Below are 25,311 nucleotides of genomic sequence, written 5' to 3' on the forward strand. Positions count from 1 at the left end.
CGGGGTTCTTGTGGCCTAATTCACCGAAATGGTAGCAAAAAGGGGCTACTGGTCTAGACCAGTTACGCCGTGTGGCGCATGGACCGCGGCCGCGGAACCAGCAGCGAGCACGCTTTCTTGAGGTCTTCTTCCGCCTCGAACAGCGACAACCGGCGGCAGCGCACCGACTGGACTAGACCAGTGACGGTCAGCAGCAGCACCCGCGAGACGGCTGCGTCGCCACTGGCACCGGTGACAGCCCGCTCCGACAGGGCATCGATCTCACGCAGCAGCGCCGTGGTGTCCCGGTCGTTGACGTACACGCCCTTGGTCAGGCACTGCTCCACGGCAGGCTGCATCACGCGCATATGAAAAATTTCCATCACCACACCGGACAGGGCATGGATCCGCACCGTTCCGGCACCCGGCCAGCTGCCCACCTTGAGTTCGCTCAGCTGGTGCCGGTACAGCGCCAGCATGAGGTGCGTGGCGGACGGGAAGTAGCGGTACAGCGTGCCAAGGGGAACGTTTGCCTTCGCAGCCACTTCGGACAGGGTCACAGATTTGAGGCCCTTGCGGGCGAAGCCGGCCGCGACGTCCAGGATCCGGGCATAGCGGGCCTGCTGCCGGGGCAGGGACGGAGGGGCGGCCATGGGCGGAAGATCTGGATTTAATTCAAGCATCATCAGTCCGGAGGGTTGAGATTCCTGCGGCAGCCAGGAGAGTCCCCATCCCAGTCCTGCCCGCAATTCGGACTCAACTATACGGCACTGGGGTTTGGGGCTCGCCTGCAGGCCACGGGCGTCAGGTCAGTCGACGCCCTTGATCTTGACCACGAAGACGGCGCCCAGCAGGCCGATCACGGCGGCGGCGACGTAGAGCGACACGTAGCCGCCCCAGAGCGTGACGAACGGCCAGGCGAGGGCCGGGGCGATGACCTGCGGCAGGGAGTTCGCGATGTTGATGACGCCCAGGTCCCTGCCCCGGTCCCCCGCACTGGGCAGGACCTGGGTGATGAGCGCGAAGTCCACCGCGAGGTAGGCGCCGAACCCGATCCCCAGGACGCTGGCGCCCACGATGCCGCCGGTCCACGTCGGAGCGAAGGCGAGGATCAGGGATGCCAGCGCAATGATGACCGAGGACGCGATAACCAGCGGCTTACGCTTGCCCGTGCGGTCGCTGAGCCGCCCGCCGATCACGCTCGTGATGATGACGAACACCGCGTAGAGGCCGGTCAGCACCAGCACGCCGAAGGCAGGCTCAAGCCCCGCTGTCTCCTTCAGGTGTACGGCGTCCGACAGGAAGAACAGCAGGTACAGCGTGACCATATGGTTGCCAATGTTGACCAGCAGCCGGGTGATCCATGCCCACGCGAAGTCGGGGTGGCGCAGCGGGCGGATGAAGCCGAGCAGGAAGTCTGCCCAGTTCAGCTGCGGCCTGGTTCCGGCGGGGAGCGGCGCGTCCTCATTCCTGAAGAGGTACATCACCACGCCGGCCACCAGGGCAGCTGCGCAGACCACGTAGCCGAGTGCGAAGTTTCCGCTGACGACGGCGCCAATCACCGCGCCGATGAGGATACCCACCGTCTGGCCCATTGCGGCCAGCCCTCCCACCGTGGCGCGCTGCGGCACGGGGACGCGGTCGGGAATGGCGGCGGTGATGGCGGCGTAGGCACCGTTGCAGCCAGCCTGCACCAGGCACCAAAGAATGGTCATGATGGCAACGTTGGGCGCTCCGGCCAGGCCGATCAGCGCGCTTGCCCCGAGGACAGCACCCACCAGCACCCACGGCACCCGGCGGCCGAACCGGGAGGTTGTCTTGTCACTGAAGGCACCGAAGAGCGGGTTCGCCACCAGTGACACCGCCGCCCCTGCACCGGTCACGAGGGCCAGGATGGCTTCCTTCTGGCCGGCGTCGAAATGCTCGGCCTGCTGCGCGAGGAGAACCTGGATCGGTCCGAAGAACGCGGCGTTGATGCCCAGGTTGACCAGCACCACGCCGGTCGTCCACAGCGGCCTGACCCGGGCAGTCGGCTCGGCGAGCGCCGTGGCCGCCCTTTGCCCCGCCAATCCAGGCTCGGGAACTGCACCGGGAATGTCGGACAGACTCATGGCAGGCTCCCCTTGTAACGGTTTTGATCGTGTGAAATCAGACTATCGTGGGCATCACAGACCCGCTGCTATGGCCGCGCACGCCGCTATCGAGGAGAACCACAATGACCGCTTCCCCCGCCAGCAATCCCACGGTTAGCCAGGGCCCAGCCGAACCCGCCGCCGTCAACACGGCCGACCTCTACGACGAACGCGGCGAGGAGCTGGCCTCCATCGCCCTGCAATTCCAGTCGCTCGGCGGCCGCACCCATTTCAGCGGTCCCGTCCGGACTGTCCGGTGCTTCGAGGACAACGCGCTGGTCAAATCCACCCTGGCCTCACAGGGCAACGGCGCTGTGCTGGTGGTGGACGGCAGGGGTTCGCTGCGGACGGCGCTGATGGGGGACATGATCGCGGCGAGCGCCGTGGCAAACGGCTGGGCCGGCGTCGTCATCAACGGCGCCATCCGGGACCGCGAGGCGATCGCGGAACTGCCTCTCGGCGTCAAGGCGCTGGGCAGCAACCCGCGCAAGAGCGCGAAGGCCGGCGCCGGCGAGACGGACGTGGACCTGCTGATCGACGGCGTGACCATCCGCACGGGTACCACTATCTGGTGCGACCCGGACGGCATCCTGATCGAGCGGTGATGCGTGAGATCCCGGCACTTACGAGGCGTCTGAGTGCCGGGATCTAACCTCTCGGTGAAGGGTGCGGCAAGAAAATTCAGCCAGCGGGAACAACGCGGGAAGTAATATAGTTACTGAAAGCAACTATCAATCGCGATCCCCCGTTTCTGACCCTGGAGCAGCCATGTCCAAAACCACCGCAGGACCCGCGCCCGGAGAGGCCCTGACCAAGCGCCAGACCATCACCGTCATGGTGGGGCTCATGCTCGGAATGTTCCTGTCTTCGCTGGACCAGACCATCGTGTCCACGTCCATCTACACCATCGCCAACGACCTCGACGGCCTCTCACTGCAGGCCTGGGCCACCACGGCGTACCTCATCACCTCCACGGTGAGCACGCCGCTGTACGGCAAGCTCAGCGACATCTTCGGCCGACGCCCGCTGTACCTGGCCGCGATCGTAATCTTCCTGGCCGGCTCGCTGTATGCAGGCTCGGTGCATTCCATGACCGAACTGGCCGTCGCCCGCGGCATCCAGGGCATGGGCGCCGGCGGCCTGCTGGCACTCGCGCTGACCATCATCGGCGACATCGTTGCGCTCAAGGACCGGGCCAAGTTCCAGGGCTACTTCATGTCCGTCTTCGGCATCTCCTCGGTGCTCGGCCCCGTGGTGGGCGGCGCGTTCGCCGGCTCTGCAAACATCCTCGGCTTCGACGGCTGGCGCTGGGTCTTCTTTATCAACCTCCCGATCGGCCTGGCCGCCCTGGCAGTGGTCTTCCTGTACCTGCACCTGCCGGCGAAGCACATGAAGCAGAAGATCGACTACTGGGGCGCCGCCGCCATCACCCTGGCCATCGTTCCCCTGCTGCTCGTGGCCGAACAGGGCCGCAGCTGGGGCTGGACCTCGACAAGCTCCTTCGTCTGCTACGGCCTGGGCGTCGTCGGCGTCGTCGCGTTCCTGCTGGCCGAGAAGCGCGCCGGCGACTACGCCCTCATCCCGCTCCGCCTGTTCAAGAACATCACGTTCGGACTGTCCTCGCTGCTGAACTTCATCATCGGCATCGGCATGTTCGGCGCCATCGCCATGCTCCCCATGTACCTGCAGCTGGTGAAGGGCCTCACCCCCACCGAGGCGGGCCTCATGATGATCACGTTCACGGTGGGCATCCTGTTCGGCTCCATCACTGCCGGCCGCACCATCTCGTCGTCGGGCACCTACCGGATCTTCCCCATCCTGGGCACCGCCATCCTGACGGCGGCCGCCGTCGTCATGGGCTTCTCGCTCGGCGTGGACACCGGGCTCTGGGTTCCCGGCCTGATCGCGGTGTTCTTCGGCCTGGGCCTGGGTTTCTGCATGCAGCCGCTCACCCTGGCCATGCAGGTCTCCGTCCCGCCTAAGGACATGGGCGTGGGCACCTCGTCGGCTGCGTTCTTCCGCTCCATGGGCGGCGCCGTGGGAACCGCCGTCTTCATTTCCATGCTGTTCAGCCTCGCGGCGGACAAGATCGCCACCGGCATGAAGGACGCCGTGCAGAACGCCGACTACCTCAAGGTCCTCAAGGATCCCGCCGTGGCCGCCGATCCCGCAAACGCCAAGCTTTACGAGTTCTTCAAGAACGGCGCCAGCAATGATTCCCTCAACGACACCAGCTGGCTGCACACGGCCAACCCGGTGCTCACCCGGCCCATCACCGAGGGCTTCGCCCAGTCGATCGACGCCGTCATGCTCACCGCCGCCGTGCTTACCGGGATCGCCTTCCTGATCAGCTTCGCACTGCCGAACAAGAAGCTGACGGACCCGAAGGCGGTCGCTCAGAGAGCAGGATCTGAGTCCGTGCCGGCGCACTAGCCATCTTCGGCGGGCACGCCCCGTAAACACATCGCGGGAGGCAGTCTTTTAGGCTGCCTCCCGTTGTGTTTTCCCGTCAGCACCCCGGTGAAGACGACGACGGCGGGCCGCCCCGCCGCCGTCGTCTTCTGTCCCCAAGTGGAACGGCAAGCGGTGACGTGGCACACTGTTAGGCGCGTGTGCGCCGGCCGTCTGGGCCGGTACCGCAGCCGACGACGTCCGCACCGCATTCACCCATCCCCAAACCCCCGAGGGAGAACCATGCCCACCGCCAAGGAGCAACCAACCGCCAGGATCCCGCAGCGGGTCATTTGGCTCGCGCTCGCCGGCGCCGTGGGCGGCTTCCTGTTCGGTTTCGACTCGTCCGTGGTCAACGGTGCAGTCGACGCCATGAAGGAAGAATTCGCCCTGAGCGAGGGTGTCACCGGCTTCGCCGTGGCCGTGGCCCTGCTGGGCTGCGCGGCCGGTGCGTACATGGCCGGCAAGGTGGCCGACCGCTACGGCCGGATCCCCGCCATGAAACTGGGCTCGCTCCTGTTCCTGATCAGCGCCATCGGCACCGGCTTCTGCTTCGGCGTCTGGGACCTGATCTTCTGGCGGCTCGTGGGCGGCCTGGGCATCGGCCTGGCCTCGGTGATCGCGCCGGCCTACATCTCCGAGATCTCACCGCGGCACGTTCGCGGGCGCCTCGCATCGCTCCAGCAACTGGCCATCACCACCGGCATCTTCGCCGCACTGCTGTCCGATGCACTGTTCGCCACCTCCGCCGGCGGCGCCGACCAGCCGCTCTGGCTGGGCATCGAGGCCTGGCGCTGGATGTTCCTCGCCGCCGCCGTCCCCGCAGTTGTCTACGGCGCCGTCTCCTACACGCTGCCCGAATCCCCGCGCTTCCTGGTCTTCCAGGGCAAGGAGGATCAGGCGCGCAAGGTCTTCGAATCCATCGCCCCGGATGAGGACACCGAGCGCCACCTCCGTGAAATCCGCGAAGCGATCGAGGAAGACCAGCTCGCAGGCAAGAAGGGTTCACTGCGCGGCAAGGTGTTCGGGCTGCAGGCCGTGGTCTGGATCGGCATCACGCTCTCCGTGCTGCAGCAGTTCGTGGGCATCAACGTGATCTTCTACTACTCCACCACGCTGTGGAAGGCCGTGGGCTTCCAGGAGAAGGACTCGCTGACCATCTCAGTGGCCACCTCCATCACCAACATCCTGGTGACCCTGGTGGCCATCGCCCTCGTGGACCGGATCGGCCGCCGGCCCATCCTGCTCGCCGGCTCCATCGGCATGGCGGTATCGCTGGGCGCCATGGCCCTGGCCTTCGCCTCGGCCAAGGGCACCGGTTCTGACATTTCGCTCCCCGGCGCCTGGGGCCCCGTTGCCCTCGTCGCGGCCAACGTCTTCGTGGTCAGCTTCGGCGCCTCCTGGGGCCCGCTCGTCTGGGTGCTGCTGGGCGAGATCTTCCCGTCCCGGATCCGCGCCCGCGCCCTGGGGCTGGCCGCCGCCGCCCAGTGGATCGCCAACTTCGCCATCACCCTGAGCTTCCCCATGATGGCCGCAGGCTCGCTGCCGCTGACGTACGCCATGTACGCACTGTTTGCCGCAGCATCGTTCTTCTTCGTCATGTACAAGGTGCCGGAGACGAACGGCATGTCGCTGGAACAGGCTGAGACCCTGTTTGTTCCCAAGGGGTCCGTTAAGGTCTGACCGGCTCTTGGCTCCCCCGGCATGAAACGGAAGACGCCCACGTTCCTGAGGAACGTGGGCGTCTTTTCCTATATCAGCGCGTCCCATGCCAGCGCAGACGCCTGGCTGCGGACGTCCCGCTCAGACCACGTGGGGCTCGTGGGCCGCCAGGTACCGGCGCCCGCCCAACACAACGGCGATGGCCACCACCATGGCTGCCGCTCCCGCAAAGAACGGCACCTGGGGACCGAAGTGTTCGCCCAGCTGTGCCGCGGCGAACGGGGCCAGCGCGCCGCCCATCCAGCGGACGAAGTTGTAGCCTGCCGAGGCAACCGGCCGCGGCGAGTCCGATACGCCCATCGCGAGTTCGGTGTAGATCGTGTTGTTGATTCCCAGCAGCGCACCCGAGACCACCACCAGCACCACAACCACCGGCACCGAGTGCCCGGCGGCGAGGCCCAGCCCGATCAGGTCAAGCATCAGCACGGCGAGCGTGCCGGTGAGCACCCTGGTTGCGCCGAAGCGGTTCTGGAGCACCGGCGCCACGAAAACGGAGAATACCGCGACGGCGATGCCCCAGCCAAAGAACACTCCGCCGATGCCGTACGCGTCCATGCCCAGGATGAAGGGCGTGAAGGCGAGAACCGTGAAGAAGCCGTAGTTGTAGAACAGGCCGCTGGCCGCGGTCGTCCGCAGTCCCTTGTGGCCCAGGGCGAGCAGCGGGTCACGGAGCCGTACTTTGCGTTCGGGGAGAGGCGTCTTGGGCAGCAGGGCGATGAGGGCAATGAAAGCGGCCGCCATGAGTACGGCGGTGCCGAAGAACGGTGCCCGCCACTGCCAGCCACCAAGGAACGCGCCGAGGAGCGGGCCCAGGGAGATGCCCAGCCCCAGGGCGGCCTCGTACAGGATGATCGCGGTGCCTGCACCGCCGCTGGCCACTCCCACGATGACGGCCAGCGCCGTGGCCACGAAGAGCGCGTTACCCAGGCCCCAGCCGGCGCGGAACCCGATCAGCTCACCCACACTGCCCGACGTTCCGGACAGGGAGGAAAACACCACGATGACGGCCAGGCCGGCCAGCAGGGTCCGCTTGCCGCCGATCCGCGAGGAAACGAAGCCGGTGATCAGCATGGCGACGGCGGTGACCAGGAAGTAGCTGGTGAACAGCAGCGAGACCTGGCTGGGGCTGGCATCCAGGTTCTTGGCGATGGCCGGCAGGATGGGGTCCACGAGGCCTATGCCCATGAACGCGAACACCGCCGCGAGGGCAGTGGCCCACACCGCCTTGGGCTGTTTGAGGATCGAGGCCTTTTCCGCCTCGAGCGTTTCCTGCACCGCGTTTTCCTGCACTGCGTTTTCCTGCACTGCGTTTTCCTGCACTGCCGGCAGAGTCTCTGCGCGCTGGCCGTCCATGGATGGCACTCCTAAGTGTTGGCTGTTTCAGTTCTGAAGTGAGCTGTTGATTTTGTCGATAACGGGCAGCGCGGCGGCGAGGGCCTTCCGGTCGTCCTCCGTGAGCGCCGCCAGGATCCCGGCCATGACGGCGTTGCGGCGCTCATTGGCGGAGTCGACGGCGGCACGGCCTTCCGTGGTCAGCACCACCCGGACGGCACGTGAGTCGTCCGGGTCCGCTTCGCGGCGGGCGAGGCCGGCACGTTCGAGCTTGATGACCTGTTCGGTGGCGCTGGGAACTTTCACGCCGAGGTTGCGGGCGATCTCCCCCACGCGGACGCCGTCGTCGAGCAGCATTTTGAGCGTGCTGAGCTGGGCGGCGCTGAGATCGCCGTCGGCGTCGAGGCGGCGCACGAGGTACACGCTGTGGCGCAGCGCCTCACGGAAGTCCTGGGCGAGGGTCTGCAGCTCGGTTTGTTCGCGTGTGCTCATAGTTAGGTAGCCTAATAGTTAGGCACCCTAACAGTCAAGTGCAGTTAGCCCGAACGAACACTTGGGGCCCCTGGAAGTCGCCGTCTGCCCCCTCGCGAAGACAGGGCGTACAGCCCCCGCCGCTCCGGCGGGCCGGGGATGGGGCAGCTGAGACGGGTGATACGTCGTCCTGCGCGACCAGGATGTAGGTTGGAGACGCTGATTTTGTAACCGCCACCACCCTCGCGGCGGACTTTCCAAAGGATTTTGCACATGTCTGAGCAGACAACCACTGGGCAGAGAACTGCCTCCAGCCGGGACAGCGAGCCCCACCTTTCACGCTCGCTGAGCAACCGGCACATCCAGCTGCTGGCCATCGGCGGCGCCATCGGCACCGGGCTGTTCATGGGCTCCGGCAAGACCATCTCGGTGGCAGGGCCGTCCGTGATCTTCGTATACATGATCATCGGCTTCATGCTGTTCTTCGTGATGCGGGCCATGGGCCAGCTGCTGCTGTCCAACCTCAACTACAAGTCGTTCAGCGACTTCGCCGGGGACCTCCTGGGCCCCTGGGCAGGCTTCTTCACCGGCTGGACCTACTGGTTCTGCTGGGTGGTGACCGGCGTGGCCGACGTGATCGCGATTGCCGGCTACGCCAACGAGTTGTGGCCAGGCATCCAGCTGTGGATCCCCGGCTTGGCCACCATCGTGATCCTGCTGCTGCTGAACCTGCCCACGGTTAAGACCTTCGGCGAGACCGAGTTCTGGTTCGCGCTGATCAAGATCGTGGCCATCGTGGCGCTGATCGCCGTGGGCCTGGTGATGATCTTCACCGGTTTCCAGTCCGACGCCGGCACGGCCACTTTCACGAACCTTTGGAACCACGGCGGTTTCTTCCCGCGCGAGTTCATGGGCTTCGTGGCTGGCTTCCAGATCGCGGTCTTCGCATTCGTGGGCATCGAGCTGGTGGGAACAGCCGCGGCCGAAACCAAGAACCCGGAACACAACCTGCCCCGCGCCATCAACGCTATCCCGCTGCGCGTCATGCTGTTCTATGTCGGCGCACTCGTCATCCTGATGTCCGTCACGCCGTGGACCGAGTTCCAGGCGGGCCACAGCCCGTTCATCGGCATGTTCTCGCTGGCCGGGCTGGGGATCGCGGCAACCGTAGTGAACCTCGTGGTGCTGACATCCGCCATGTCCTCGGCCAACTCCGGGATCTACTCCACCTCGCGCATGGTCTACGGGCTTGCCAACGACGGCGACGCCCCCAAGGTCTTCGGCCGTCTCTCCAGCCGCAAGGTCCCGCAGAACGCCCTGTTCCTCTCCTGCGTGCTGCTGCTCGCCGGCGTGGCACTGCTATATGCAGGCAAGGACGTGGGAGTGGCGTTTGACATGGTGACCACCGTGTCCGCCGTCTGCTTCATGTTCGTCTGGTCCATCATCCTTGCCAGCTACCTCGTGTTCCGGAAACGCCGCCCCGAACTCCACCGGGCCTCAACCTTCAAGATGCCCGGCGGCATTCCCATGGTGTGGGTGGTCTTCGCGTTCTTCGCGTTCCTGGTCTGGGCACTGACGACGCAGCCGGACACGCTCACGGCGCTGCTGGTCACGCCGATCTGGTTCGCCGTCCTTGGCGCGGCCTACGCTGTGGTCCGCCGCTCGCCGCTGCACCAGGCACGCGTGGCGGAATGGAAGGCAATGGCGGCCGCCGAGACGGCGTCAGCCAGCTAGCTCGAATTTCCGAAGGCAGGGACCGGGATCTTCGCCCCGGTCCCTGCCTTTTTTGTCGTCGTTCCAGGGCTCGAGGTTACTGGTGCCCGTACCACTCGAGTACACGCAGCGCCCTGAGCGTGTTCCACCGGCTCGGCCGTCCGTCGCCGACCTCCAGGGCGAAATGCACCCGCCCGGGATGGGTGTTCTCCAGCAGCCAGGTCCCGTCGGACCGCCGCTTCGAGCGCAGCACCCCGACCGCCTCGGCCATGCGTTCATCCGGCGGTCCCCCGACAGCCCGGAAGTACTCAAGTCCGCGGAGCACGTCGTAGAACCAGCGTGTGGGGTACGAGAACTGCAGCCAGTCCCGGTCGATCAGCTCCCCTGTGCTCTTGCGCCGGAGAAGGGCGCGCTCCAGCAGATACTCCTCGCCACGCCGCCGGGCCGCGACCGACGCCGGCGTCCCCCCGGTGGCCCGTTCATGTTCCAGAAGCCCTTCGAGTACGTTGATCGTCGTCGCGAATGACGACCGCGTGGAGCCTCGTTCCGCCTCGCAGTTCCAGCCGCCGTCGGTAAGCTGCTCACCGAGCAGGCGCGCAACCACACCGTCGACGTTCTCCCCGAAGTAGGCGCCGAGGGCGACGGCCTTGCCGTTGATGCACGGCTCCACCTCGCCTTCGAAGAACGGCTGGCCACCCTCTTCCCAGCGGCTGTTCTCCCGGACGAGCTCGACGGCGCGGCGGGACGCATCGCTGCGGGGATCCAGGCCGAGGTCGCGCAGGAGCAGCAGGCTATAGGTCGTGGCGGTCCAGGGCTGGCCATTCTCGGAGCCATCGTAGGATGACGGGAAGAACGTGCCCCCGTCCCATTGGCCGTCCTCGCCTTGCAGCTCGAGCATGCGGGCACCCCAGCCTTCTGAAGAAATGCGGGCCCGCTCGGCGAGTACATCCTCCTCCGGCGCGTCGGTGAGGTCACGCAAGACCTGCCAGCGGACCGAGGGGTCAGAGTCGAGCAGCCAGTCGAGGACCTCCATCCCCTCAACCTATGGCGTCGGACCATCCCTGGTCCAGCTTCGCCCTCTTCGAGGTCCAGTCCTGGTGATGAAGTCGCTCAAAGCCGTCAAGGAGCAGATCGAGGGCGAACTCAAACTCAAACTGGTCGTCACAGCCCTGCCCAACCACTTGGCCGTCATCGTGTGTGGCCGCCATGGCGACCTGCAATATGCTCGGATAGCGTGCAGCCATCTCCCGGTACATTGCGGCCTGCACCTCCGGGTGCATCTCGGCCTGGCCACCCGCCGCCTGGCCTGCCGGATCGTCGAACAGCTCCTGGGTAAAGCCCCACATGCGGCTGCCGAGGGCATGCATGACGTGGTGGGTGAGATCGACAGAGAAACCGCCGGCCAGGAACATCGCGATAAACGAGTCCATGTACCCAAGCACGGCCGGCGTCCTGTTGGTACGGGATTCCAGCACCGGGCGGCCCCAGGGATGCCTGAGGAGCGCCCGCCTCGCCGAGAGCACCCTCAGCTTGACCGCAGTTTTCCAGCCTGCATCGCCGACTGGAGGATCGATCTCGCCGACCAGCGTGCCCACCATCCCGTCGAGAAGTTCCTCTTTATTCGCCACGTGCTTGTACAGCGCCATGGGCACCACGCCGAGCTCCTGCGCCAGCCTGCGCATGCTGACCAGCTCGATGCCCACCTCATCGGCAAGCCGGACGGCGGCCTCCAGCACGCGGTCCCGACTCAGGGGGACCCGGCGCGCAGTCTCCATCTGCTGAGTCATGTGCGCACCTTCCCTTTGCCGTTTTCCATTGACAAGTGTACACCGTACACCTATGGTCAGGCATGAGGTGTACACCGTACACCGGGAAGCGGAGGATTCGACATGCCAACTGAAATCATCGGTGCCCCGACGCTCGTCAGGCTCCCCCGAGCCCAGTGGCCCGTGCCTGCCGGGCTGATCCTCCTCAGCCTGATCCCCGTGATTTTCGGGGCCCTGCGCCTGACCGAGTTGACGGCCGGGGCTACCATCACGCCGCAGAACGCGCGGTTTTTCGCGTCACCAGTCCCGGTGGTGACGCACATTGCGAGCGTCACCGTGTACTCCCTGCTCGGAGCGTTTCAGTTCGTTCCCTCACTGCGACGCCGGCATGGCTGGCACCGCATCGCCGGCCGCATCCTGATACCAGCCGGCCTGCTCGCCGCCCTCTCCGGCCTGTGGATGTCTGTCTTCTACGCCCTCCCGGACGGCCACACCGACGTCCCGCTCCGGCTGTTCTTCGGGACGGCAATGCTGGTGAGCATCGTCCTGGGCCTCGTCGCGATCTGGCGCCGTGACTTCGTACGGCACAGCGCCTGGATGACGCGCGCCTATGCGATCGCCGTCGGCGCGGGAACCCAAGCCCTGGTCAGCATCCCCTGGCTACTGCTGGTGGGCCCAACCGACGTTCCGACCCGCGCGGTGCTCCTGGGGGCGGGCTGGGTGATCAACGTCGCGGCGGCGGAGTACGTCATCCGTCGGCGCTCTCAGCTGTCCGCGCGGGCGTCCCGGCAGGCTGCTTAGCTTCGAACGGCTTTAGAGGCCGGCCCAGAATCCGCGGAACCCGGCCGAGGGTTGACGATCCCGTCCGCGTGCTCGGCAATCCAAGCGACCAGGGGCAGCATCAGCGAGGCAAGGTCATGGCCGCTGGCGCTGAGGCTGTAGTCGACCCGGGGAGGAATGATCGGCTGGGCGTCGCGGCGCACGAACCCGTCGCCTTCGAGGGTCTTCAGGGTTTGTGCCAGCATCTTCTCGCTGATGCCTTCGGCGCGCCGGCGCAGGTCACTCCAGCGCTGCGGCCCCTCGGACAGGGCGACCAGAATCAGGACGCCCCACTTGCTCGTGACATGGTCGAGAACAGTCCTGCTGGGACAGCCCGCGGGGAAAATACCGTCAGCAAAGGGAAATACAGGCTCGCTGACCTGGGCACTAACCTTCATGCAGGTACCTTACCTTAAAGTGCGTACTCTCTTCTGGGAAGTATCCAACCGGGCGGACGGTTTGCATCAGTGACACTCACTCCACTGGTGAAAGGCAATAAACCATGACCATCGTCGTTACCGGCGCCACCGGCCAGCTCGGCCGCCTCGTCGTCGAAGCACTTCTCAACCGCAACGTTCCCGCGGAACAGATCGTGGCCGCCGGCCGGAATCTTGCCAAGATCGCCGACTTCGCCGAGCAAGGCGTCCAGGTCCTCCCCATCGATTACAACGACGCCGATTCCCTGCATCAGGCGTTCAAGGACGCCGAGAAGGTGCTGCTGGTCTCCGGCAGCGAGGTCGGCCAGCGTATTGAGCAGCACCGGAAGGCCATCGACGCCGCCCGTGAGGCGGGCGTCGGACTGATCGCCTACACCAGCATCGCCAACGCTGACAGGACCGGCATGCAACTGGCCGCCGAACATCAGGCCACGGAACAGGCCCTCCGTGATTCGGGCCTGCCCTTCACTTTGCTCCGCAACAGCTGGTACCTGGAGAACTATACCGACCAGCTTGCCGTGCAGCTCCAGTACGGCTCCGTGCTCGGCAGCGCCGGGGATGGCAAGGTCAGCGCCGCCACCCGGGCCGACTACGCCCAGGCCGCTGCAGAGGTGCTGCTCAGGGACGACCAGGCCGGCAAGGTCTACGAGCTCGGGGGTGACGAGCCGTTTACCCTCAGCGATCTCGCCGGAGAGGTCAGCGCCGCCACGGGCACGCCGGTGAAGTACCAGGACCTGCCGGCGGAACAGTACGCGCAGGTGCTCGTCGATGCCGGGCTGCCTGAGGCCTACGCCGCCATCCTTGCGGACAGCGACCTCGGCATCGCCCGGGGCGATCTGCTCGTGACCAGCGGTGATCTGAGCTCGCTGATCGGCCGGCCCGCGACTCCCATGCGCGAGGCCGTGCAGGCAGCGGCCGGCACCGTGTCCGCCGGCTAGCGCACGACGCAAACGCACGGCGCAAACGCACGGCGCAAACGCACGACGCCGGAACTCACCTGAGCTCCGGCGTCGTGCCTTGTGCCGGTGGCTGGGTACGCCTATGCCGGCGCCGTGACGCCCTCTGCTTTGCGCTCCTCTACGAGCCCGCAGACGGCGGCGAACAGCGGGTGGTCGGCCGTCAGCCCGGTGATCTGCTCGGTCGCGTCGGCCGGCTCGGTGGAGGCCAGAATCTGACCGAGTTCCACCGCTTCGGTGTCGGCGGGGTCGTTGAAGCGCAGGGCCGCCGCGATGGCCCCAAGGAGCGCCTCCGGGACAATTCCGCGCTCCGCGAGTTCCGCGGCCGGACCAATGAACCGCTCGTTCCGGCTGAGCTTTCGCAGCGGCGCCCGCCCCACGCGGTTCACGGTGTCCGGCAGGTGCGGGTTGGAGAACCGGCCCAGGATCTTCTGGACGTAGGCTTCCTGCTCCTCGTGGTTGAACCCGTGCTTGGAAACGAGCAGCTGCTTGGTTTCGTCGAGCACTGCCCGGACATCGGCCGCCACGTCCTGGTCCGCCATGGCGTCGGAAATCTTCTCCAGTCCGGCCTCGAACCCGAAGTACGCCGCAGAGGCGTGTCCCGTGTTGACCGTGAACAGCTTGCGCTCGATGTAAGGCCCGAGTTCGTCCACAAACGTCGCCCCGGGGATGACCGGCGCGGAGCCGCCGAAGGGCGTGCGGTCGATGACCCACTCGTAGAACGTCTCCACCGTCACGTCCAGCCCCTGGCCCGCCTCCTGGTTGGGCACGATCCGGTCCACGGCGGTGTTGGCGAACACGGCCACGTCCTCCAGCGGCCCGGCGGCGTCGTCCCATGACGAGACGATCGCCTCACGCAGGATGTCCGTGGCGTTGATGGCGTTCTCGCAAGCCATCACCTGCAGCGGCGCCAGGTCGGCGGCACGGGCCGCAATCCCCTTCGCGATTGCCGGGGCCACGAACTTCAGGATGTGCGGCCCAACAGCGGTGGTGACGATATCCGCCGTCGCGATCTCCGAGATCAGCTGCTGCTCCTGCGTGCCCGAGTTGACCGCCCGGAAGTTGTCCACGGTGCGCACCGTGGGGTTCTCCCCCACCTCGTGCACGTCGTAGCTGTCCGCGGCCGCTAACTGGGAGATGAGGGCTTCCGCCACGTCCGCGAAGACCACCTCGTACCCGGCCTGGTGCAGCAGCAGCCCCACGAACCCGCGGCCGATGTTCCCGGCTCCGAAATGTACAGCCTTCACTATGCGTTGACCTTTCCGAACAGATCCAGCACTTCCTCCACTGACGTTGCGGCCTCAAGCTGCGCCACCTGCGCCTTGTTCGTGAAAACCTTCGCGATGGAGGAAAGGATGTGGAGGTGTTCGTTGTTGATGCCGGCAACGCCCACCACGAACTTGACCTGCTTGCCGTTCCAGTCGATGCCGTCCGGGTAGCGGATCACGGAAACTGCAGACTTCTTGATGTGGTCCTTGGCGGCGTTGGTGCCGTGCGGGATCGCCAGGAAGCTGCCCATGTATGTGGAAACGGATTCCTCGCGCTCGTGCATGGCGAGGATGTAGTCGTTGTCCACGGCGCCGCGCGCCAGCAGCAGCTGGCCCGCCTCGTCGATCGCGGCGTCTCGGGTTGCGGCGGAGCCGTTGAGGACCACGCTGTCAGCCACAAGGATGTCCGACGGCGGGGCGCCGGCTTCCGCGGGCATCTCGCCAGCGGCGGCGCCAGCCGCAGCAGCGGGGGCGGCGGGTGCCGCAGCATCCCCGCCGGCAGATTCCGGTGCGTTGCTGCTCTTGACCAGTTCCACGATCTCGTCGTAGCGCGGGCTGTTCATGAAGTTGTCCACGGAGTAGTGGACGGCGCTGGACGTGACGGGCTTGGCCCGCTCGGTGAGGTCCTGGTGCGTGACCACCACGTCGTAGGTGTCGTTGAGGCTGGCGATGGACGCGTTGGTGACCTTGACGCCCGGGAAGCCCGCCGCCTTGATCTTGTTCCGCAGCACGGAGGCGCCCATGGCACTGGAGCCCATGCCGGCGTCGCACGCGAACACGATGTTCTCGACGGGACGCGTCAGGACCGCGGTTCCGCCGGCGCCCGCACCCGTGAGGACGGAGGAGACGGAGCTCTTCTTGCCCTTCATGCCCTCCATGCGGCTGGTAGCGGCGCTGAGGTCGCCCTCGTCACTGTGGCGAGTGGTCTTCAGAATCACCGAGGCGACCAGGAATGACACGGTGGCGGCAAGCAGAACCGAGAGGATTACGCCCACATAGCTGTCCCTGGAGGTTTGGGCGATCACGGCGATGATGGAGCCCGGGGCCGCCGGAGCGACGAGGCCGGAGCCGGTGACTGCCAGGGTGGCGATACCCGTCATGCCACCTGCGATCGCTGCCAGGATCAGCAGCGGGCGCATCAGGACGTACGGGAAGTAGATTTCGTGGATGCCACCAAAGAAGTGGATGAGGGCGGCGCCGGGGGCTGAGGCCTTCGCCGCGCCACGGCCGAAGAACATGTAGGCAAGGAGGATGCCCAAGCCCGGACCCGGGTTGGCCTCGAGCAGGAACAGGATGGATTTGCCCTGCGCAAGCGACTGTTGGATGCCCAACGGGGTCAGCACGCCGTGGTTGATGGCGTTGTTGAGGAAGAGGACCTTGGCGGGTTCGATGAAGATGCTGGTCAGCGGCAGGAGGCCATTGTTGACCAGGAACTGGACCACATTGCCGGCGGCCGTGCTGAAGGCCTGAACCAACGGGGAAATGCCGTAGAAGCCGAGCATGGCCAGTAATGCGCCCCAAATGCCAGCGGAAAAGTTGTTCACGAGCATCTCGAAGCCGGGCCTGATCTTGCCGTCCCAGAGGGCATCGAGCTTCTTGATGGTCCAGCCGCCGAGGGGACCCATGATCATGGCGCCAATGAACATGGGGATACCGGCGCCGACGATCACGCCCATGGTGCCGATGGCGCCAACCACGCCACCGCGGACGTCGTAGACCATCTTGCCGCCGGTGTAGGCGATCAGGAGCGGCAGCAGGTAGGTGATCATGGGGCCGACAAGGCCGACGTTAGGCGCGCCCGCTGCGTTGGTGCCAAAGCCGCCAAGTTGAGGGACGGGTATCCAGCCCTTTTCAATGAAGAGCGCCGTGATGATGCCCCAGGCTATGAACGCCCCGATGTTCGGCATGATCATGCCGGACAGGAACGTCCCGAACTTCTGGACGTGAACGCGCGCACTGGTACGGGGTTTTGCAACTGTCTCTGTTGCCATGTGATTTCCTAACCGTGATCCCTGCTGCACCGCAGGATGGTCCGATATTTTCGACGACTAGCTGGTGGAACTGGTGGAGATCCTGTGGAGCCATTCGAGAAAGAGCTTGAGTTCCGAGCTGGAGAGCTGGTCTGAGTGGGATGCCTGCAGCGCCGCGTTCAGCGCTATGGCAGCCACCACCACTGAGGACTTTCCGGAATCCTCCGGGCCGGCTTCCCGGCCCTGGTCGGCGGCCACCGCGAAGATCATGGCGTCCCGGGTCATGGTGGACAGTTCGAGGTTGCGCTCCGCCACCGGTTCCGCGATCAGCATGAGCGTCACGCCTACGTTGGCGGCCAGGATGCTTCTTGCCGCTTCCCGCGGCTGGACGTTCAGCTGCCCGGCCGCGGCGGCCTTGTTCAGCATTTCCTCCATGAGGGCCTCGGCATCGGCAACGATGGACGGGCGACTCTCGGGGCGGATGTTACCGAACATGACCAGATACAGTTCCGGCTGGTTGAGCCCGAACTGCACGTGGTTGTCCCACATCCGCCGGATGTCTTCCAGCGGATGTCCGGACGGGGCGAAATCGCGTTCGCCCGCCACATATTCTTCGAATCCCGCGGCAACTACCGCGTCAAACAGGCCCTCCTTGTCACCAAAGTGGTGGTACAGGGTGGGCGCTGTAACCCCTGCCAGCTGTGTGATCTGGCGGGTTGATACGGCTGCTCCCGAGGACTTGGCCAGCAATTCGGCCGCCGCACGCAACAACCTCATCTTTGGCGGAAGCTGGCCATCGAAACTCATAACCGCTACCCTATCACCTATAGCAACGCTATATGAACTGCATCACATACAATTTTTTCAGGCACCGCACACAACATCGGACGCAGCCGTTCCGAACCGCCCGGACCAGTCCGGGCAGGGACCGGCGGGCCTGGCTACCGGCAGAGAACGAGGACCTTCAGTGCAGAACTTCCCAGGAGTTGGCGTCAGCCCAGGCCGCATCATCGGCACCGTCCGGCAGATGCCCAAGCCCATCAGCGAACCCCCGGCCAGCGAACAGCTGCCGGCCGGCACGTCCCCGGAGGACGCGACGGCGGCGCTGAAGGCAGCAGCGAATGCCGTGCACGATGAGCTCAAGGCCCGCGCAGACCACGCCACCGGAGACGGCAAAGCCGTCCTTGAAGCGACGGCCCTGATGGCCAAGGACACCATGCTGATCAAGGGCGCGGCGAAGCTGATCGCCCGTGGCATGTCCGGGCAGCGCGCAATCTGGGAATCGGGCTCATCGGTCGCGGAAATGCTCCACAATCTCGGCGGCTACATGGCGGAACGGGCAACCGACATCCTCGACGTCCGCGCCCGCATCGTGGCCCAGCTCCGCGGCGTAGCTGCCCCGGGCATTCCCACCTCAGAGTCTCCGTTCATCCTCGTGGCCGAAGATCTTGCGCCCGCCGATACCGCAACCCTGGACCCGAACAAGGTGCTCGCGCTGGTGACGGCCGGCGGCGGCCCGCAGTCACACACCGCCATCATTGCGCGTTCGCTCGGGCTGCCGGCCGTGGTGGCCGCGGTGGGCGTGGACGAACTGCCGGACGGCACCGAGGTCTATGTGGACGGCGCGGCAGGCTCCATCACCGCCAACCCTGACGATTCGCTGCGCGCTGCAGCCGAGACCTGGGCGGCCACCGCCTCCCTTCTCGCCGAGTTCAGCGGCACGGGCGCGACGGCGGACGGGCACCTGGTCCCGCTGCTCGCCAATGTGGGAGGTGCCAAGGACGCCGAGGCCGCAGCCAAGCTCGGAGCGCAGGGCGTGGGTCTGTTCCGGACCGAATTTTGTTTCCTGGAGCGCGACACCGAGCCCTCGGTTGAGGAGCAGGCTGCCGCCTACAAGGGTGTTTTTGATGCCTTCCCCGGCAAGAAGGTGGTCCTCCGAACCCTCGACGCCGGCGCTGACAAGCCGCTCCCGTTCCTGACAGACTCCACCGAGCCCAACCCGGCTCTGGGCGTCCGCGGCTACCGGACGGACTTCACCACTCCGGGCGTCCTGGAGCGCCAGCTGGAGGCGATCGCCCTCGCCGAGAAGCAGTCAGCGGCCGATGTCTGGGTCATGGCCCCGATGATTTCCACGGCCGAGGAGGCTGCCCGGTTCGCCACGATGTGCGCCGAAGCCGGAATCGAGACCCCAGGCGTGATGGTGGAGGTTCCGTCCGCCGCCCTCACCGCCGACACCATCCTGCGAGAAGTGGGCTTCGCCAGCCTGGGCACCAATGACCTCACGCAATACGCGATGGCCGCCGACCGCCAGCTCGGTCCGCTGGCCGGCCTGAACACGCCCTGGCAGCCGGCAGTACTGCGACTGGTGGGGCTGACAGTGGAAGGGGCGGCAATCGAGGGCCACAACAAGCCCGTGGGCGTCTGCGGTGAGGCAGCGGCCGACCCCGCCCTCGCCGTCGTCCTGACCGGCCTCGGCGTGACCACCCTGTCCATGACGGCCCGTTCACTGGCTGCCGTGGCCGCGGTCCTCAAGACCGTCACACTGGCCGAGGCGCAGGAGCTTGCCAAACTGGCGCTGTCCGCGCCCAGTGCCACCGAAGCGCGAGCCTGGGTACGGGAGAAGCTCCCGGTCCTCGAAGAGCTCGGCCTGTAGCCGAGGTGACTGTTCTGCCTAGGCTGTGATGCCGTCGGCGGCTGTGCTGGCCCAGTGGACAATGGCCTGGGCCACGGCCGCCGGCGCGCTGTCCTGAACCACGTGCCCGAAGCCGGGCACTTCCACAAATGTCCCCTGCGGCGCCTGGCGTGCGAGGAATTCGCACCAGGGACGGCGGGCAATGGGGTCCCTGCCGCCGCGGAGCACCAGCACGGGCTGGGTTATGCCGCACACCCTCGTGTCCAACGGGTACTCCATCATCACGGGCAGCTGCGTCAGGTACCAGCGGAGCCCGGTCTTGAAATAGTCGGTGAAGACCACAACGTTGGTGGACGGGCTTTCGCTGAACAGTGAGTCACGGGTCAGGGCAAGCGAGTGCCAGACGGCGCTCTTCCGCGCTCGATCCACCACCGGGCCCATGAGCACCACGCGGCTTACGAGGCCCGGTTCCTGGAGGGCGAGCTCCGCGGCGAACTGCGTCCCCATGGAATGGCCCACCACCACACAGGACTGGACGCCGGCGTCGGCGAGGACCGCCGCGACGAAGGCTGCATATTCGCCCACCGTCACCTGGCGGCCCGGCCGCGGCGTTTCGCTGAAACCGGGCAGGTCGAAGGAGTAGACGACGGCGCCGCGCGCCTGCCGGCCGCCCGCCAACCCGCTGCCCCCAGCCAATTCCAGGTGAAGTTTGGCCAGGTAGCGGTGCGAGACCCCGATGCCGTGGAGCAGCACGAAGACCTGAGGCCCTGCGGTCGAAGGCTCGCCCGCGCGCCCCATACCGGACGCCTGTTCCCCCATACCGGCCGCCTGTTCTGGGCCGGTTTGCCCCATGCCGGTTGCCTGTCCCGGGCCGGCCGGGGACACGTAAAGGCGGCCGGTCAGGCCGTTCGCCGTAACATCCACTCCGTCGTCCAGTTTCATCCGCTGAGCATACCCGCCGCTGGCACAGCCCGGGGCCATCGCCATGGCAGCGGTTAGGCTTCTGCCATGGCATTGATAGCTCCCAGGGTGGCGGCCGCACTTCCCGCCGAGGATGCACAGAAACTCCATCATGCGCTTGACGGCGGCACCGACATCACCGTGTTCGTGGACGGCACTGTCCACCGCCTGCCACCCGCGGCGAGGGACGCCGTCGTCGACCTCCTGGCGCGGTTCAGCCGCGGCGAGGCTGTGACGGTGAGCAGCGTGGAAGAAGTGCTCACCACGTCCCAGGCCGCGGAACTCGCCGGAATTTCCCACACGTACCTGCGGAACATGACGGACCGGGGTGAGATAGCCGTGGAATACCGCGGAACGCACCGCCGGATCCGTCTGGCGGCGATCATGGCTTGGCTGGAAGGGCAGAAGAAGCAACAGGCCGCCGCGGAACGCGCCGACGGCTCCTGACAATGTTTGCGGGACGCAAAATGACGTGCCTCCACTCCCCGGTGACGGCGTGATAAGGATCAAGCAACGATCCCGCCAAACCAGGGAATCGAGCCACTGGGCGGGGTTACTCTTTACTCGTGTTGAGATTCCGGGGGTTGCACATCGTGGCGGGCATTGCCGCCATGAGTGTGGCAGCCGTACTCGGAATGATCGTGGAACTGAACAACACGGCCATCTTCACGTCCAGCTGCGTAGCCTATGTGGCCGTCTCAATGTGGGCGGAAAGCAGGATTTCCCGGCGCCGCGGCCAGCTGCAGGGCCTGCTGCCGCAGATCCCGGACGCCACGGCGCTGGAGCACCCGCCTGAGCAGCTTGTGAAGGAACACTTCCCGGGCGAGCAGCCCGGCGGGGAGCAGCGCCCGGTGGAACAGCGGCCGCTGCTGGACGGAAATGCCGCCTGACGGCTGGATCCGACGGCTGGACGCAGGAACGGACCCGCGGCCTAGATCCGCGGCCGCGCCGCCCACCGCCGCGCTTTGAGTGCGGCGTGCAGCTCCAGCCGGACCATGCCCTTCAGCGGATCCACCCCCAGCAGCTGCCGGATCCGGCCCAGCCGGTTGTAAATGCTGCTGCGGTGCAGATGGAGCTTCTCCGCGACATCCTGCACGGAACCGTCGTTGTCGTAGAGCAGCTCAAGAACGGGCAGCAGTTCCCCGTTGCGGTCGTGGTCCTCCAGCGCCCGGAAGTTCACGGACCCCGCATCGCCCCAGACGCCGGCGCCTCCGCCGGCTGAGGCAAGGAGTTGGTAGACGCCCGTCGCCCGGCAATCCACGAGTTCCCCCAGCTGGGCGTCCACCGCCGCGGCCTGGGCGGCCACCCGCGACTGCCGGTAGGCCTCGGCGAAGTCCTTGGTCCGGGTGAAGCCCTCGCTGATTCCGAGGATGATGCGGTGCACGTGTCGGCCCGAACGTTTAGCGAGCTCCAGCTGGTAGTGGACCAGCACCTGGGCGTGGTTGGCGCGGCCCGTGGATTCCCGGAACAGCACCACGGCATGGGTTTCGGCGCCGGCACTGAACAGGGCCGCGTCCACGCCGATGGTTGCCTGCAGCGCCGCGGACCTGTGAATGAGCGTGGAGGCGATCGGATCAGGCGCCGCCCAGCCGTCGGCGTCGAGGACCGTCACCAGCTGCCAGGGGCCGCGGTCCTGCACTTCCTTCCAGCCTGCCACCGCGGCCACAGCGTTGGCCTCCCCGGCACAAGCGGCCAGGAACTCGCGTTCGCGGCTGCGCCGGAACTCGGATTCAGCCGTGTTGGAGTCCAGGAGCAGCCCGGAAAGCAGCTCAAGCTCGTTCCGGACGTCGGGCAGCTGGGTGAGAATCGCCGTCGCGCTTTCCTCCTCAAGGTCCTGCTGCACCCAGAGGTAACCGACGCGGAAACCGCGGACCATCAGCGGGACGCAGACGCGTCCCAGCATTCCCAGCTCCTGGTTGGCAGGAACCACGACGGGGCGCACCGCCGTGGCGATCCCGTGCGCGAGCTGCCACGCCTTGACGTCGACCGGCACGCGCTTGCTGAGCAGGAAGTTCACCCGGACCCGGTCGGCGTGCGACTGGTTGGAACTGTAGGCGAGCAAGAGCCCGTCCAGGTCCTCAAGCGACAGGCCGCGGCCCAGCTTCTGCGCCACGCGCTCCACGAGCTCCTCCACGTCCTGCTGCATGCAGCAAGACTACGTCCCGGAAGGCATTCCGGGCGAACGGACAGCAGGCGACACTTGACGCCCGCATGCTCGACAAACGTCTAGCCGCGGACTCCAAAAATCGCGGAAAGTCGCGGTTCTCGCTGCGGTCAGCCTCGGCTCAACCTGTCGTGTACCTCACAGCCGGATCTATTCTGGAAGCACAACTCCCCCGCAACTTCCGGCCTACAAAGCCATAGAACATGGAGCCCAGAAAATGATCATCGGTGTCCCCAAAGAGATCAAGAACAACGAATTCCGAGTCGCCATCACCGCTGCCGGCGTTCACGAGTTCCGCACCCACGGCCACACGGTCCTTCTTGAGCGCGGCGCCGGCCTGGGCTCGGGCATCACGGACGAGGAATACGCCATCGCCGGCGCCGAAATCGTCACCGACGCCGACGAGGTCTGGGCCCGCGCGGACATGGTCATGAAGGTCAAGGAACCCATCGCCGCGGAATACCACCGCTTCCGCAAGGACCTGATCCTCTTCACCTACCTCCACCTCGCCGCCGAACCTGAACTCACCGCCGAGCTCATCAACTCCGGCGTCACCGCCATCGCCTACGAGACCGTCCAGGAAGGCCGCACCCTTCCGCTGCTCGCCCCGATGTCCGAGGTCGCAGGCCGGCTCTCAGTCCAGGTCGGCGCCACCTCCCTCATGGCCCCCGCCGGCGGCAAGGGCGTGCTCCTGGGCGGCGTCCCGGGCGTCCGCCCGGCCAAGGTCGTCGTCCTCGGCGCCGGCGTGGCCGGCACCAACGCCGCCGCCATGGCCCTGGGCCTGGGCGCGGACGTCACCATCCTGGACATCAACATCAACCGACTGCGGGAACTCGATGCCCAGTACCAGGGCCGCCTGAAGACCGTCGCATCCAACAAGTACGAGATCGAAAAGTCCGTCGTCGACGCCGACCTGGTCATCGGCTCCGTCCTGATCCCCGGCGCCAAGGCCCCCAAGCTCGTCACCAACGAACTCGTCGCCCGCATGAAGCCCGGCTCCGTGCTAGTCGACATCGCCGTGGACCAGGGCGGCTGCTTCGAAGACACCCACCCCACCACGCACCAGGAACCCACGTACAAGGTCCACAACACGATCTTTTACTGCGTGGCCAACATGCCCGGCGCCGTCCCGAACACCTCCACCTACGCCCTGACCAACGTCACGCTCCGCTACGGCGTCGCCCTGGCCAATCTCGGCGTCCGTGCAGCGTTCGACCGCGATCCCGCCCTGGCCGCAGGCCTGAACATCGCCGCAGGACACGTGGCACACCACTCGGTCTCCGAGGCCCACGACCTGCCCCTGGTATCCGACTGGCACGAGCTGGTCTCCGCGTAGCCCGCCGGAGTTAGCATCGGCTGCTCCATAGCCGCCCTTTTGGACCCCCAGAACGGCAGTTACGGAGCAGCCGATCGCTGTTTAAGCCCGCCTTAAGCCAAGGCCCGGGCTTGCTCAATCAGTTTCAGCACGTCGACCGGGCCGGCCGGATCGACCGGAACCGGCAGCGGCGAGGATGCGCCGCCGTCGGAAATCTTGTCCGCAAGGATCCGGTAGAACTCCGGGTAGGCGCCGCGCTCTGTGGACAGCCGGTCGAGGTGCCCGTCGCGGCCCAGCTTCCCGGCCCACTCGGGCGCTTCGACACCGTACTCTTCGTCCAGCGGTCCCCCGCCGGCAACAATGTAGGGCTCCTGCGGGTCCACGCCGTGCTTGGTGAAGGCCCCCTCGGATCCGAGCACCCGGTAGCGGGGACCCTGCTGGGCGCACAGCATGTTCATCCAGAGGTGGCTCAGCACGCCGGACTCGTGCCGCACCGCCAGGAAGCAGTCGTCGTCCACCCTCTCGCCGGGGCGCCGCGCCAGGAGCTCCGCGTGCACCACCTCGCCCGGCCCGAAGAGCACGAGTGCCTGGTCCAGCAGGTGCGTGCCAAGGTCGAACAGGACGCCACCGCCGTCGGCCGCCGTGGCCTCCGCCTTCCAGGCCTTGGACACCTCCGGGGACCACCGCTCGAACCGGGATTCGAACCGCGTTACCTTCCCCAGTGAACCTTCAGCCAACAGCTCCTTGACGGTGAGGTAATCGCCGTCCCAGCGGCGGTTCTGGAACACTGTCAGCACCCTGCCCAGACGGGCTGCCAGTTCGATCAGTTCCTGACCCTGCCCGCTGGTCACCGCGAAGGGCTTGTCCACCACGACGTCGAGCCCCGCCTCCAGGGCGGCCTTCGCCAAGGGGTAGTGGGTGGCCGGAGGCGTCCCCAGGACCACGAGGTCAAGGTCGGCCGCCAGCGCGAGGACGGCCTCTCCGTCGGCCACTGTTTTCACACCCGGATAACGTCCCAGCGCGGCCGTCTGGCGTCCGGCATCGGACGTTGCGATAACGTCCAGCGAGTACCGGGAATTGGCCGCGATCAGCGGCGCGTGGAAGACGCTTCCGGACAGGCCGTAACCCATCACGGCGGTGCGAATGGGCTGGCCGGCGTCAGCCGGCTCGGGCCGGGAGGCCGCGGACAGGGGCGAGGAGGAGGAGTCGGTGCTCATGGTGCAA

23 protein-coding genes are annotated in these 25,311 nt (G+C 66.4%); 10 read left to right on the forward strand and 13 right to left on the reverse strand.

Going from position 1 to position 25,311, the window contains the following annotated elements:
• Nucleotides 1-62 precede the first annotated feature (62 nt).
• Both AC1DD3_RS05420 and AC1DD3_RS05425 read right to left on the reverse strand, forming a co-directional pair.
• On the reverse strand, nucleotides 63-662 hold the full coding sequence (locus tag AC1DD3_RS05420; protein WP_230119898.1) for a TetR/AcrR family transcriptional regulator: 600 nt from the start codon (nucleotides 660-662) through the stop codon (nucleotides 63-65).
• Between the two features lie 126 nt (nucleotides 663-788).
• Complete coding sequence (locus tag AC1DD3_RS05425) at nucleotides 789-2,090, reverse strand: MFS transporter (RefSeq protein ID WP_476881143.1); 1,302 nt, start codon at nucleotides 2,088-2,090, stop codon at nucleotides 789-791.
• Nucleotides 2,091-2,194: 104 nt separating this feature from the next.
• Here AC1DD3_RS05425 and rraA point away from each other — a divergent pair, with 104 nt between their 5' ends.
• The 3 genes from rraA (at nucleotide 2,195) to AC1DD3_RS05440 (ending at nucleotide 6,245) form a co-directional block, all read left to right on the forward strand.
• Nucleotides 2,195-2,716, forward strand: coding sequence for a ribonuclease E activity regulator RraA (gene rraA, locus AC1DD3_RS05430; RefSeq protein ID WP_476881144.1), 522 nt, complete (start codon nucleotides 2,195-2,197; stop codon nucleotides 2,714-2,716).
• A gap of 163 nt (nucleotides 2,717-2,879) precedes the next feature.
• A complete protein-coding gene (locus tag AC1DD3_RS05435) occupies nucleotides 2,880-4,544 on the forward strand; it encodes an MDR family MFS transporter (protein WP_230119876.1) in 1,665 nt (554 codons plus the stop codon).
• Between the two features lie 261 nt (nucleotides 4,545-4,805).
• The gene (locus AC1DD3_RS05440) at nucleotides 4,806-6,245 is read left to right on the forward strand and encodes a sugar porter family MFS transporter (RefSeq protein WP_230119877.1); all 1,440 of its coding nucleotides are present in this window, start codon (nucleotides 4,806-4,808) and stop codon (nucleotides 6,243-6,245) included.
• 120 nt (nucleotides 6,246-6,365) lie between these two features.
• Here AC1DD3_RS05440 and AC1DD3_RS05445 read toward each other — a convergent pair whose 3' ends face one another.
• Together AC1DD3_RS05445 and AC1DD3_RS05450 are read right to left on the reverse strand one after the other, a co-directional pair.
• Nucleotides 6,366-7,637, reverse strand: a complete 1,272-nt coding sequence (locus tag AC1DD3_RS05445; protein ID WP_476881145.1) for an MFS transporter — start codon at nucleotides 7,635-7,637, stop codon at nucleotides 6,366-6,368.
• 27 nt (nucleotides 7,638-7,664) lie between these two features.
• Complete coding sequence (locus tag AC1DD3_RS05450) at nucleotides 7,665-8,108, reverse strand: MarR family winged helix-turn-helix transcriptional regulator (protein WP_230119879.1); 444 nt, start codon at nucleotides 8,106-8,108, stop codon at nucleotides 7,665-7,667.
• A 252-nt stretch (nucleotides 8,109-8,360) separates the two neighbouring features.
• On the opposite strand from AC1DD3_RS05450, the gene cycA reads away from it, so the two are divergent.
• Nucleotides 8,361-9,821 (forward strand): D-serine/D-alanine/glycine transporter, encoded by a 1,461-nt coding sequence (gene cycA, locus AC1DD3_RS05455; RefSeq protein ID WP_476881146.1) that lies wholly within the window; start codon nucleotides 8,361-8,363, stop codon nucleotides 9,819-9,821.
• A 76-nt stretch (nucleotides 9,822-9,897) separates the two neighbouring features.
• On the opposite strand, the gene AC1DD3_RS05460 is transcribed toward cycA, so the two are convergent.
• Together AC1DD3_RS05460 and AC1DD3_RS05465 are read right to left on the reverse strand one after the other, a co-directional pair.
• Complete coding sequence (locus AC1DD3_RS05460) at nucleotides 9,898-10,833, reverse strand: hypothetical protein (protein WP_476881147.1); 936 nt, start codon at nucleotides 10,831-10,833, stop codon at nucleotides 9,898-9,900.
• 4 nt (nucleotides 10,834-10,837) lie between these two features.
• Nucleotides 10,838-11,587, reverse strand: a complete 750-nt coding sequence (locus tag AC1DD3_RS05465) for a TetR/AcrR family transcriptional regulator (protein WP_230119882.1) — start codon at nucleotides 11,585-11,587, stop codon at nucleotides 10,838-10,840.
• A gap of 102 nt (nucleotides 11,588-11,689) precedes the next feature.
• Between AC1DD3_RS05465 and AC1DD3_RS05470 the strand changes: the two genes are divergently transcribed.
• Nucleotides 11,690-12,367: a DUF2306 domain-containing protein gene (locus tag AC1DD3_RS05470; RefSeq protein WP_230119883.1), complete on the forward strand. Its 678-nt coding sequence runs from the start codon at nucleotides 11,690-11,692 to the stop codon at nucleotides 12,365-12,367.
• Here the strand turns inward: AC1DD3_RS05470 and AC1DD3_RS05475 are convergent.
• A complete protein-coding gene (locus tag AC1DD3_RS05475) occupies nucleotides 12,364-12,783 on the reverse strand; it encodes a winged helix-turn-helix transcriptional regulator (RefSeq protein WP_230119884.1) in 420 nt (139 codons plus the stop codon). The two genes, AC1DD3_RS05470 and AC1DD3_RS05475, sit on opposite strands and share 4 nt — an antisense overlap.
• 104 nt (nucleotides 12,784-12,887) lie before the next feature.
• On the opposite strand from AC1DD3_RS05475, the gene AC1DD3_RS05480 reads away from it, so the two are divergent.
• Nucleotides 12,888-13,760, forward strand: a complete 873-nt coding sequence (locus AC1DD3_RS05480; RefSeq protein ID WP_230119885.1) for an SDR family oxidoreductase — start codon at nucleotides 12,888-12,890, stop codon at nucleotides 13,758-13,760.
• Nucleotides 13,761-13,861: 101 nt separating this feature from the next.
• Here AC1DD3_RS05480 and AC1DD3_RS05485 read toward each other — a convergent pair whose 3' ends face one another.
• Genes AC1DD3_RS05485 through AC1DD3_RS05495 form a run of 3 tightly spaced genes read right to left on the reverse strand, consistent with a single transcriptional unit; the run spans nucleotide 13,862 to nucleotide 17,823 of the window.
• Nucleotides 13,862-15,025 carry a mannitol-1-phosphate 5-dehydrogenase gene (locus tag AC1DD3_RS05485; protein ID WP_230119886.1) on the reverse strand — a complete coding sequence of 388 codons (1,164 nt, stop codon included), beginning with the start codon at nucleotides 15,023-15,025 and terminating at the stop codon, nucleotides 13,862-13,864.
• A complete protein-coding gene (locus tag AC1DD3_RS05490) occupies nucleotides 15,025-17,037 on the reverse strand; it encodes a PTS mannitol transporter subunit IICBA (protein ID WP_230119887.1) in 2,013 nt (670 codons plus the stop codon). Before AC1DD3_RS05490 ends, AC1DD3_RS05485 begins: the two co-directional genes overlap by 1 nt.
• 57 nt (nucleotides 17,038-17,094) lie before the next feature.
• Nucleotides 17,095-17,823 (reverse strand): TetR/AcrR family transcriptional regulator, encoded by a 729-nt coding sequence (locus AC1DD3_RS05495; RefSeq protein WP_230119888.1) that lies wholly within the window; start codon nucleotides 17,821-17,823, stop codon nucleotides 17,095-17,097.
• A gap of 160 nt (nucleotides 17,824-17,983) precedes the next feature.
• On the opposite strand from AC1DD3_RS05495, the gene ptsP reads away from it, so the two are divergent.
• Nucleotides 17,984-19,669, forward strand: a complete 1,686-nt coding sequence (ptsP, locus tag AC1DD3_RS05500; protein ID WP_230119889.1) for a phosphoenolpyruvate--protein phosphotransferase — start codon at nucleotides 17,984-17,986, stop codon at nucleotides 19,667-19,669.
• Between the two features lie 18 nt (nucleotides 19,670-19,687).
• On the opposite strand, the gene AC1DD3_RS05505 is transcribed toward ptsP, so the two are convergent.
• Entirely contained in the window at nucleotides 19,688-20,590 is a 903-nt protein-coding gene (locus tag AC1DD3_RS05505; RefSeq protein ID WP_230119890.1) for an alpha/beta fold hydrolase, read from the reverse strand.
• Nucleotides 20,591-20,656: 66 nt separating this feature from the next.
• Here AC1DD3_RS05505 and AC1DD3_RS05510 point away from each other — a divergent pair, with 66 nt between their 5' ends.
• Nucleotides 20,657-21,055: a helix-turn-helix domain-containing protein gene (locus AC1DD3_RS05510; RefSeq protein WP_230119891.1), complete on the forward strand. Its 399-nt coding sequence runs from the start codon at nucleotides 20,657-20,659 to the stop codon at nucleotides 21,053-21,055.
• A gap of 119 nt (nucleotides 21,056-21,174) precedes the next feature.
• Entirely contained in the window at nucleotides 21,175-21,498 is a 324-nt protein-coding gene (locus tag AC1DD3_RS05515; RefSeq protein WP_230119892.1) for a hypothetical protein, read from the forward strand.
• Between the two features lie 41 nt (nucleotides 21,499-21,539).
• Here the strand turns inward: AC1DD3_RS05515 and AC1DD3_RS05520 are convergent, their stop codons facing one another.
• Complete coding sequence (locus AC1DD3_RS05520) at nucleotides 21,540-22,754, reverse strand: PucR family transcriptional regulator (RefSeq protein ID WP_476881148.1); 1,215 nt, start codon at nucleotides 22,752-22,754, stop codon at nucleotides 21,540-21,542.
• A 235-nt stretch (nucleotides 22,755-22,989) separates the two neighbouring features.
• Here AC1DD3_RS05520 and ald point away from each other — a divergent pair, with 235 nt between their 5' ends.
• The gene (gene ald, locus AC1DD3_RS05525; protein ID WP_230119894.1) at nucleotides 22,990-24,108 is read left to right on the forward strand and encodes an alanine dehydrogenase; all 1,119 of its coding nucleotides are present in this window, start codon (nucleotides 22,990-22,992) and stop codon (nucleotides 24,106-24,108) included.
• Between the two features lie 92 nt (nucleotides 24,109-24,200).
• On the opposite strand, the gene AC1DD3_RS05530 is transcribed toward ald, so the two are convergent.
• A complete protein-coding gene (locus AC1DD3_RS05530) occupies nucleotides 24,201-25,304 on the reverse strand; it encodes a Gfo/Idh/MocA family protein (RefSeq protein ID WP_290369785.1) in 1,104 nt (367 codons plus the stop codon).
• Between the last annotated feature and the right edge of the window lie 7 nt (nucleotides 25,305-25,311).

Source organism: Arthrobacter sp. 05T444, assembly GCF_056395905.1.

Excerpts from the sequence above, each read along its gene's own strand:
- AC1DD3_RS05510 (WP_230119891.1), top strand. The coding sequence starts at position 20,657 with ATGGCATTGATAGCTCCCAGGGTGGCGGCCGCACTTCCCGCCGAGGAT.
- AC1DD3_RS05520 (WP_476881148.1), bottom strand. The coding sequence starts at position 22,754 with ATGCAGCAGGACGTGGAGGAGCTCGTGGAGCGCGTGGCGCAGAAGCTG.
- AC1DD3_RS05505 (WP_230119890.1), bottom strand. The coding sequence starts at position 20,590 with ATGAAACTGGACGACGGAGTGGATGTTACGGCGAACGGCCTGACCGGC.
- AC1DD3_RS05460 (WP_476881147.1), bottom strand. The coding sequence starts at position 10,833 with ATGGAGGTCCTCGACTGGCTGCTCGACTCTGACCCCTCGGTCCGCTGG.
- ald (WP_230119894.1), top strand. The coding sequence starts at position 22,990 with ATGATCATCGGTGTCCCCAAAGAGATCAAGAACAACGAATTCCGAGTC.
- AC1DD3_RS05465 (WP_230119882.1), bottom strand. The coding sequence starts at position 11,587 with ATGACTCAGCAGATGGAGACTGCGCGCCGGGTCCCCCTGAGTCGGGAC.
- cycA (WP_476881146.1), top strand. The coding sequence starts at position 8,361 with ATGTCTGAGCAGACAACCACTGGGCAGAGAACTGCCTCCAGCCGGGAC.
- AC1DD3_RS05490 (WP_230119887.1), bottom strand. The coding sequence starts at position 17,037 with ATGGCAACAGAGACAGTTGCAAAACCCCGTACCAGTGCGCGCGTTCAC.
- AC1DD3_RS05435 (WP_230119876.1), top strand. The coding sequence starts at position 2,880 with ATGTCCAAAACCACCGCAGGACCCGCGCCCGGAGAGGCCCTGACCAAG.
- AC1DD3_RS05420 (WP_230119898.1), bottom strand. The coding sequence starts at position 662 with ATGCTTGAATTAAATCCAGATCTTCCGCCCATGGCCGCCCCTCCGTCC.
- AC1DD3_RS05450 (WP_230119879.1), bottom strand. The coding sequence starts at position 8,108 with ATGAGCACACGCGAACAAACCGAGCTGCAGACCCTCGCCCAGGACTTC.
- rraA (WP_476881144.1), top strand. The coding sequence starts at position 2,195 with ATGACCGCTTCCCCCGCCAGCAATCCCACGGTTAGCCAGGGCCCAGCC.
- AC1DD3_RS05480 (WP_230119885.1), top strand. The coding sequence starts at position 12,888 with ATGACCATCGTCGTTACCGGCGCCACCGGCCAGCTCGGCCGCCTCGTC.
- AC1DD3_RS05440 (WP_230119877.1), top strand. The coding sequence starts at position 4,806 with ATGCCCACCGCCAAGGAGCAACCAACCGCCAGGATCCCGCAGCGGGTC.
- AC1DD3_RS05445 (WP_476881145.1), bottom strand. The coding sequence starts at position 7,637 with ATGGACGGCCAGCGCGCAGAGACTCTGCCGGCAGTGCAGGAAAACGCA.
- AC1DD3_RS05425 (WP_476881143.1), bottom strand. The coding sequence starts at position 2,090 with ATGAGTCTGTCCGACATTCCCGGTGCAGTTCCCGAGCCTGGATTGGCG.
- AC1DD3_RS05530 (WP_290369785.1), bottom strand. The coding sequence starts at position 25,304 with ATGAGCACCGACTCCTCCTCCTCGCCCCTGTCCGCGGCCTCCCGGCCC.
- AC1DD3_RS05495 (WP_230119888.1), bottom strand. The coding sequence starts at position 17,823 with ATGAGTTTCGATGGCCAGCTTCCGCCAAAGATGAGGTTGTTGCGTGCG.
- AC1DD3_RS05470 (WP_230119883.1), top strand. The coding sequence starts at position 11,690 with ATGCCAACTGAAATCATCGGTGCCCCGACGCTCGTCAGGCTCCCCCGA.
- AC1DD3_RS05475 (WP_230119884.1), bottom strand. The coding sequence starts at position 12,783 with ATGAAGGTTAGTGCCCAGGTCAGCGAGCCTGTATTTCCCTTTGCTGAC.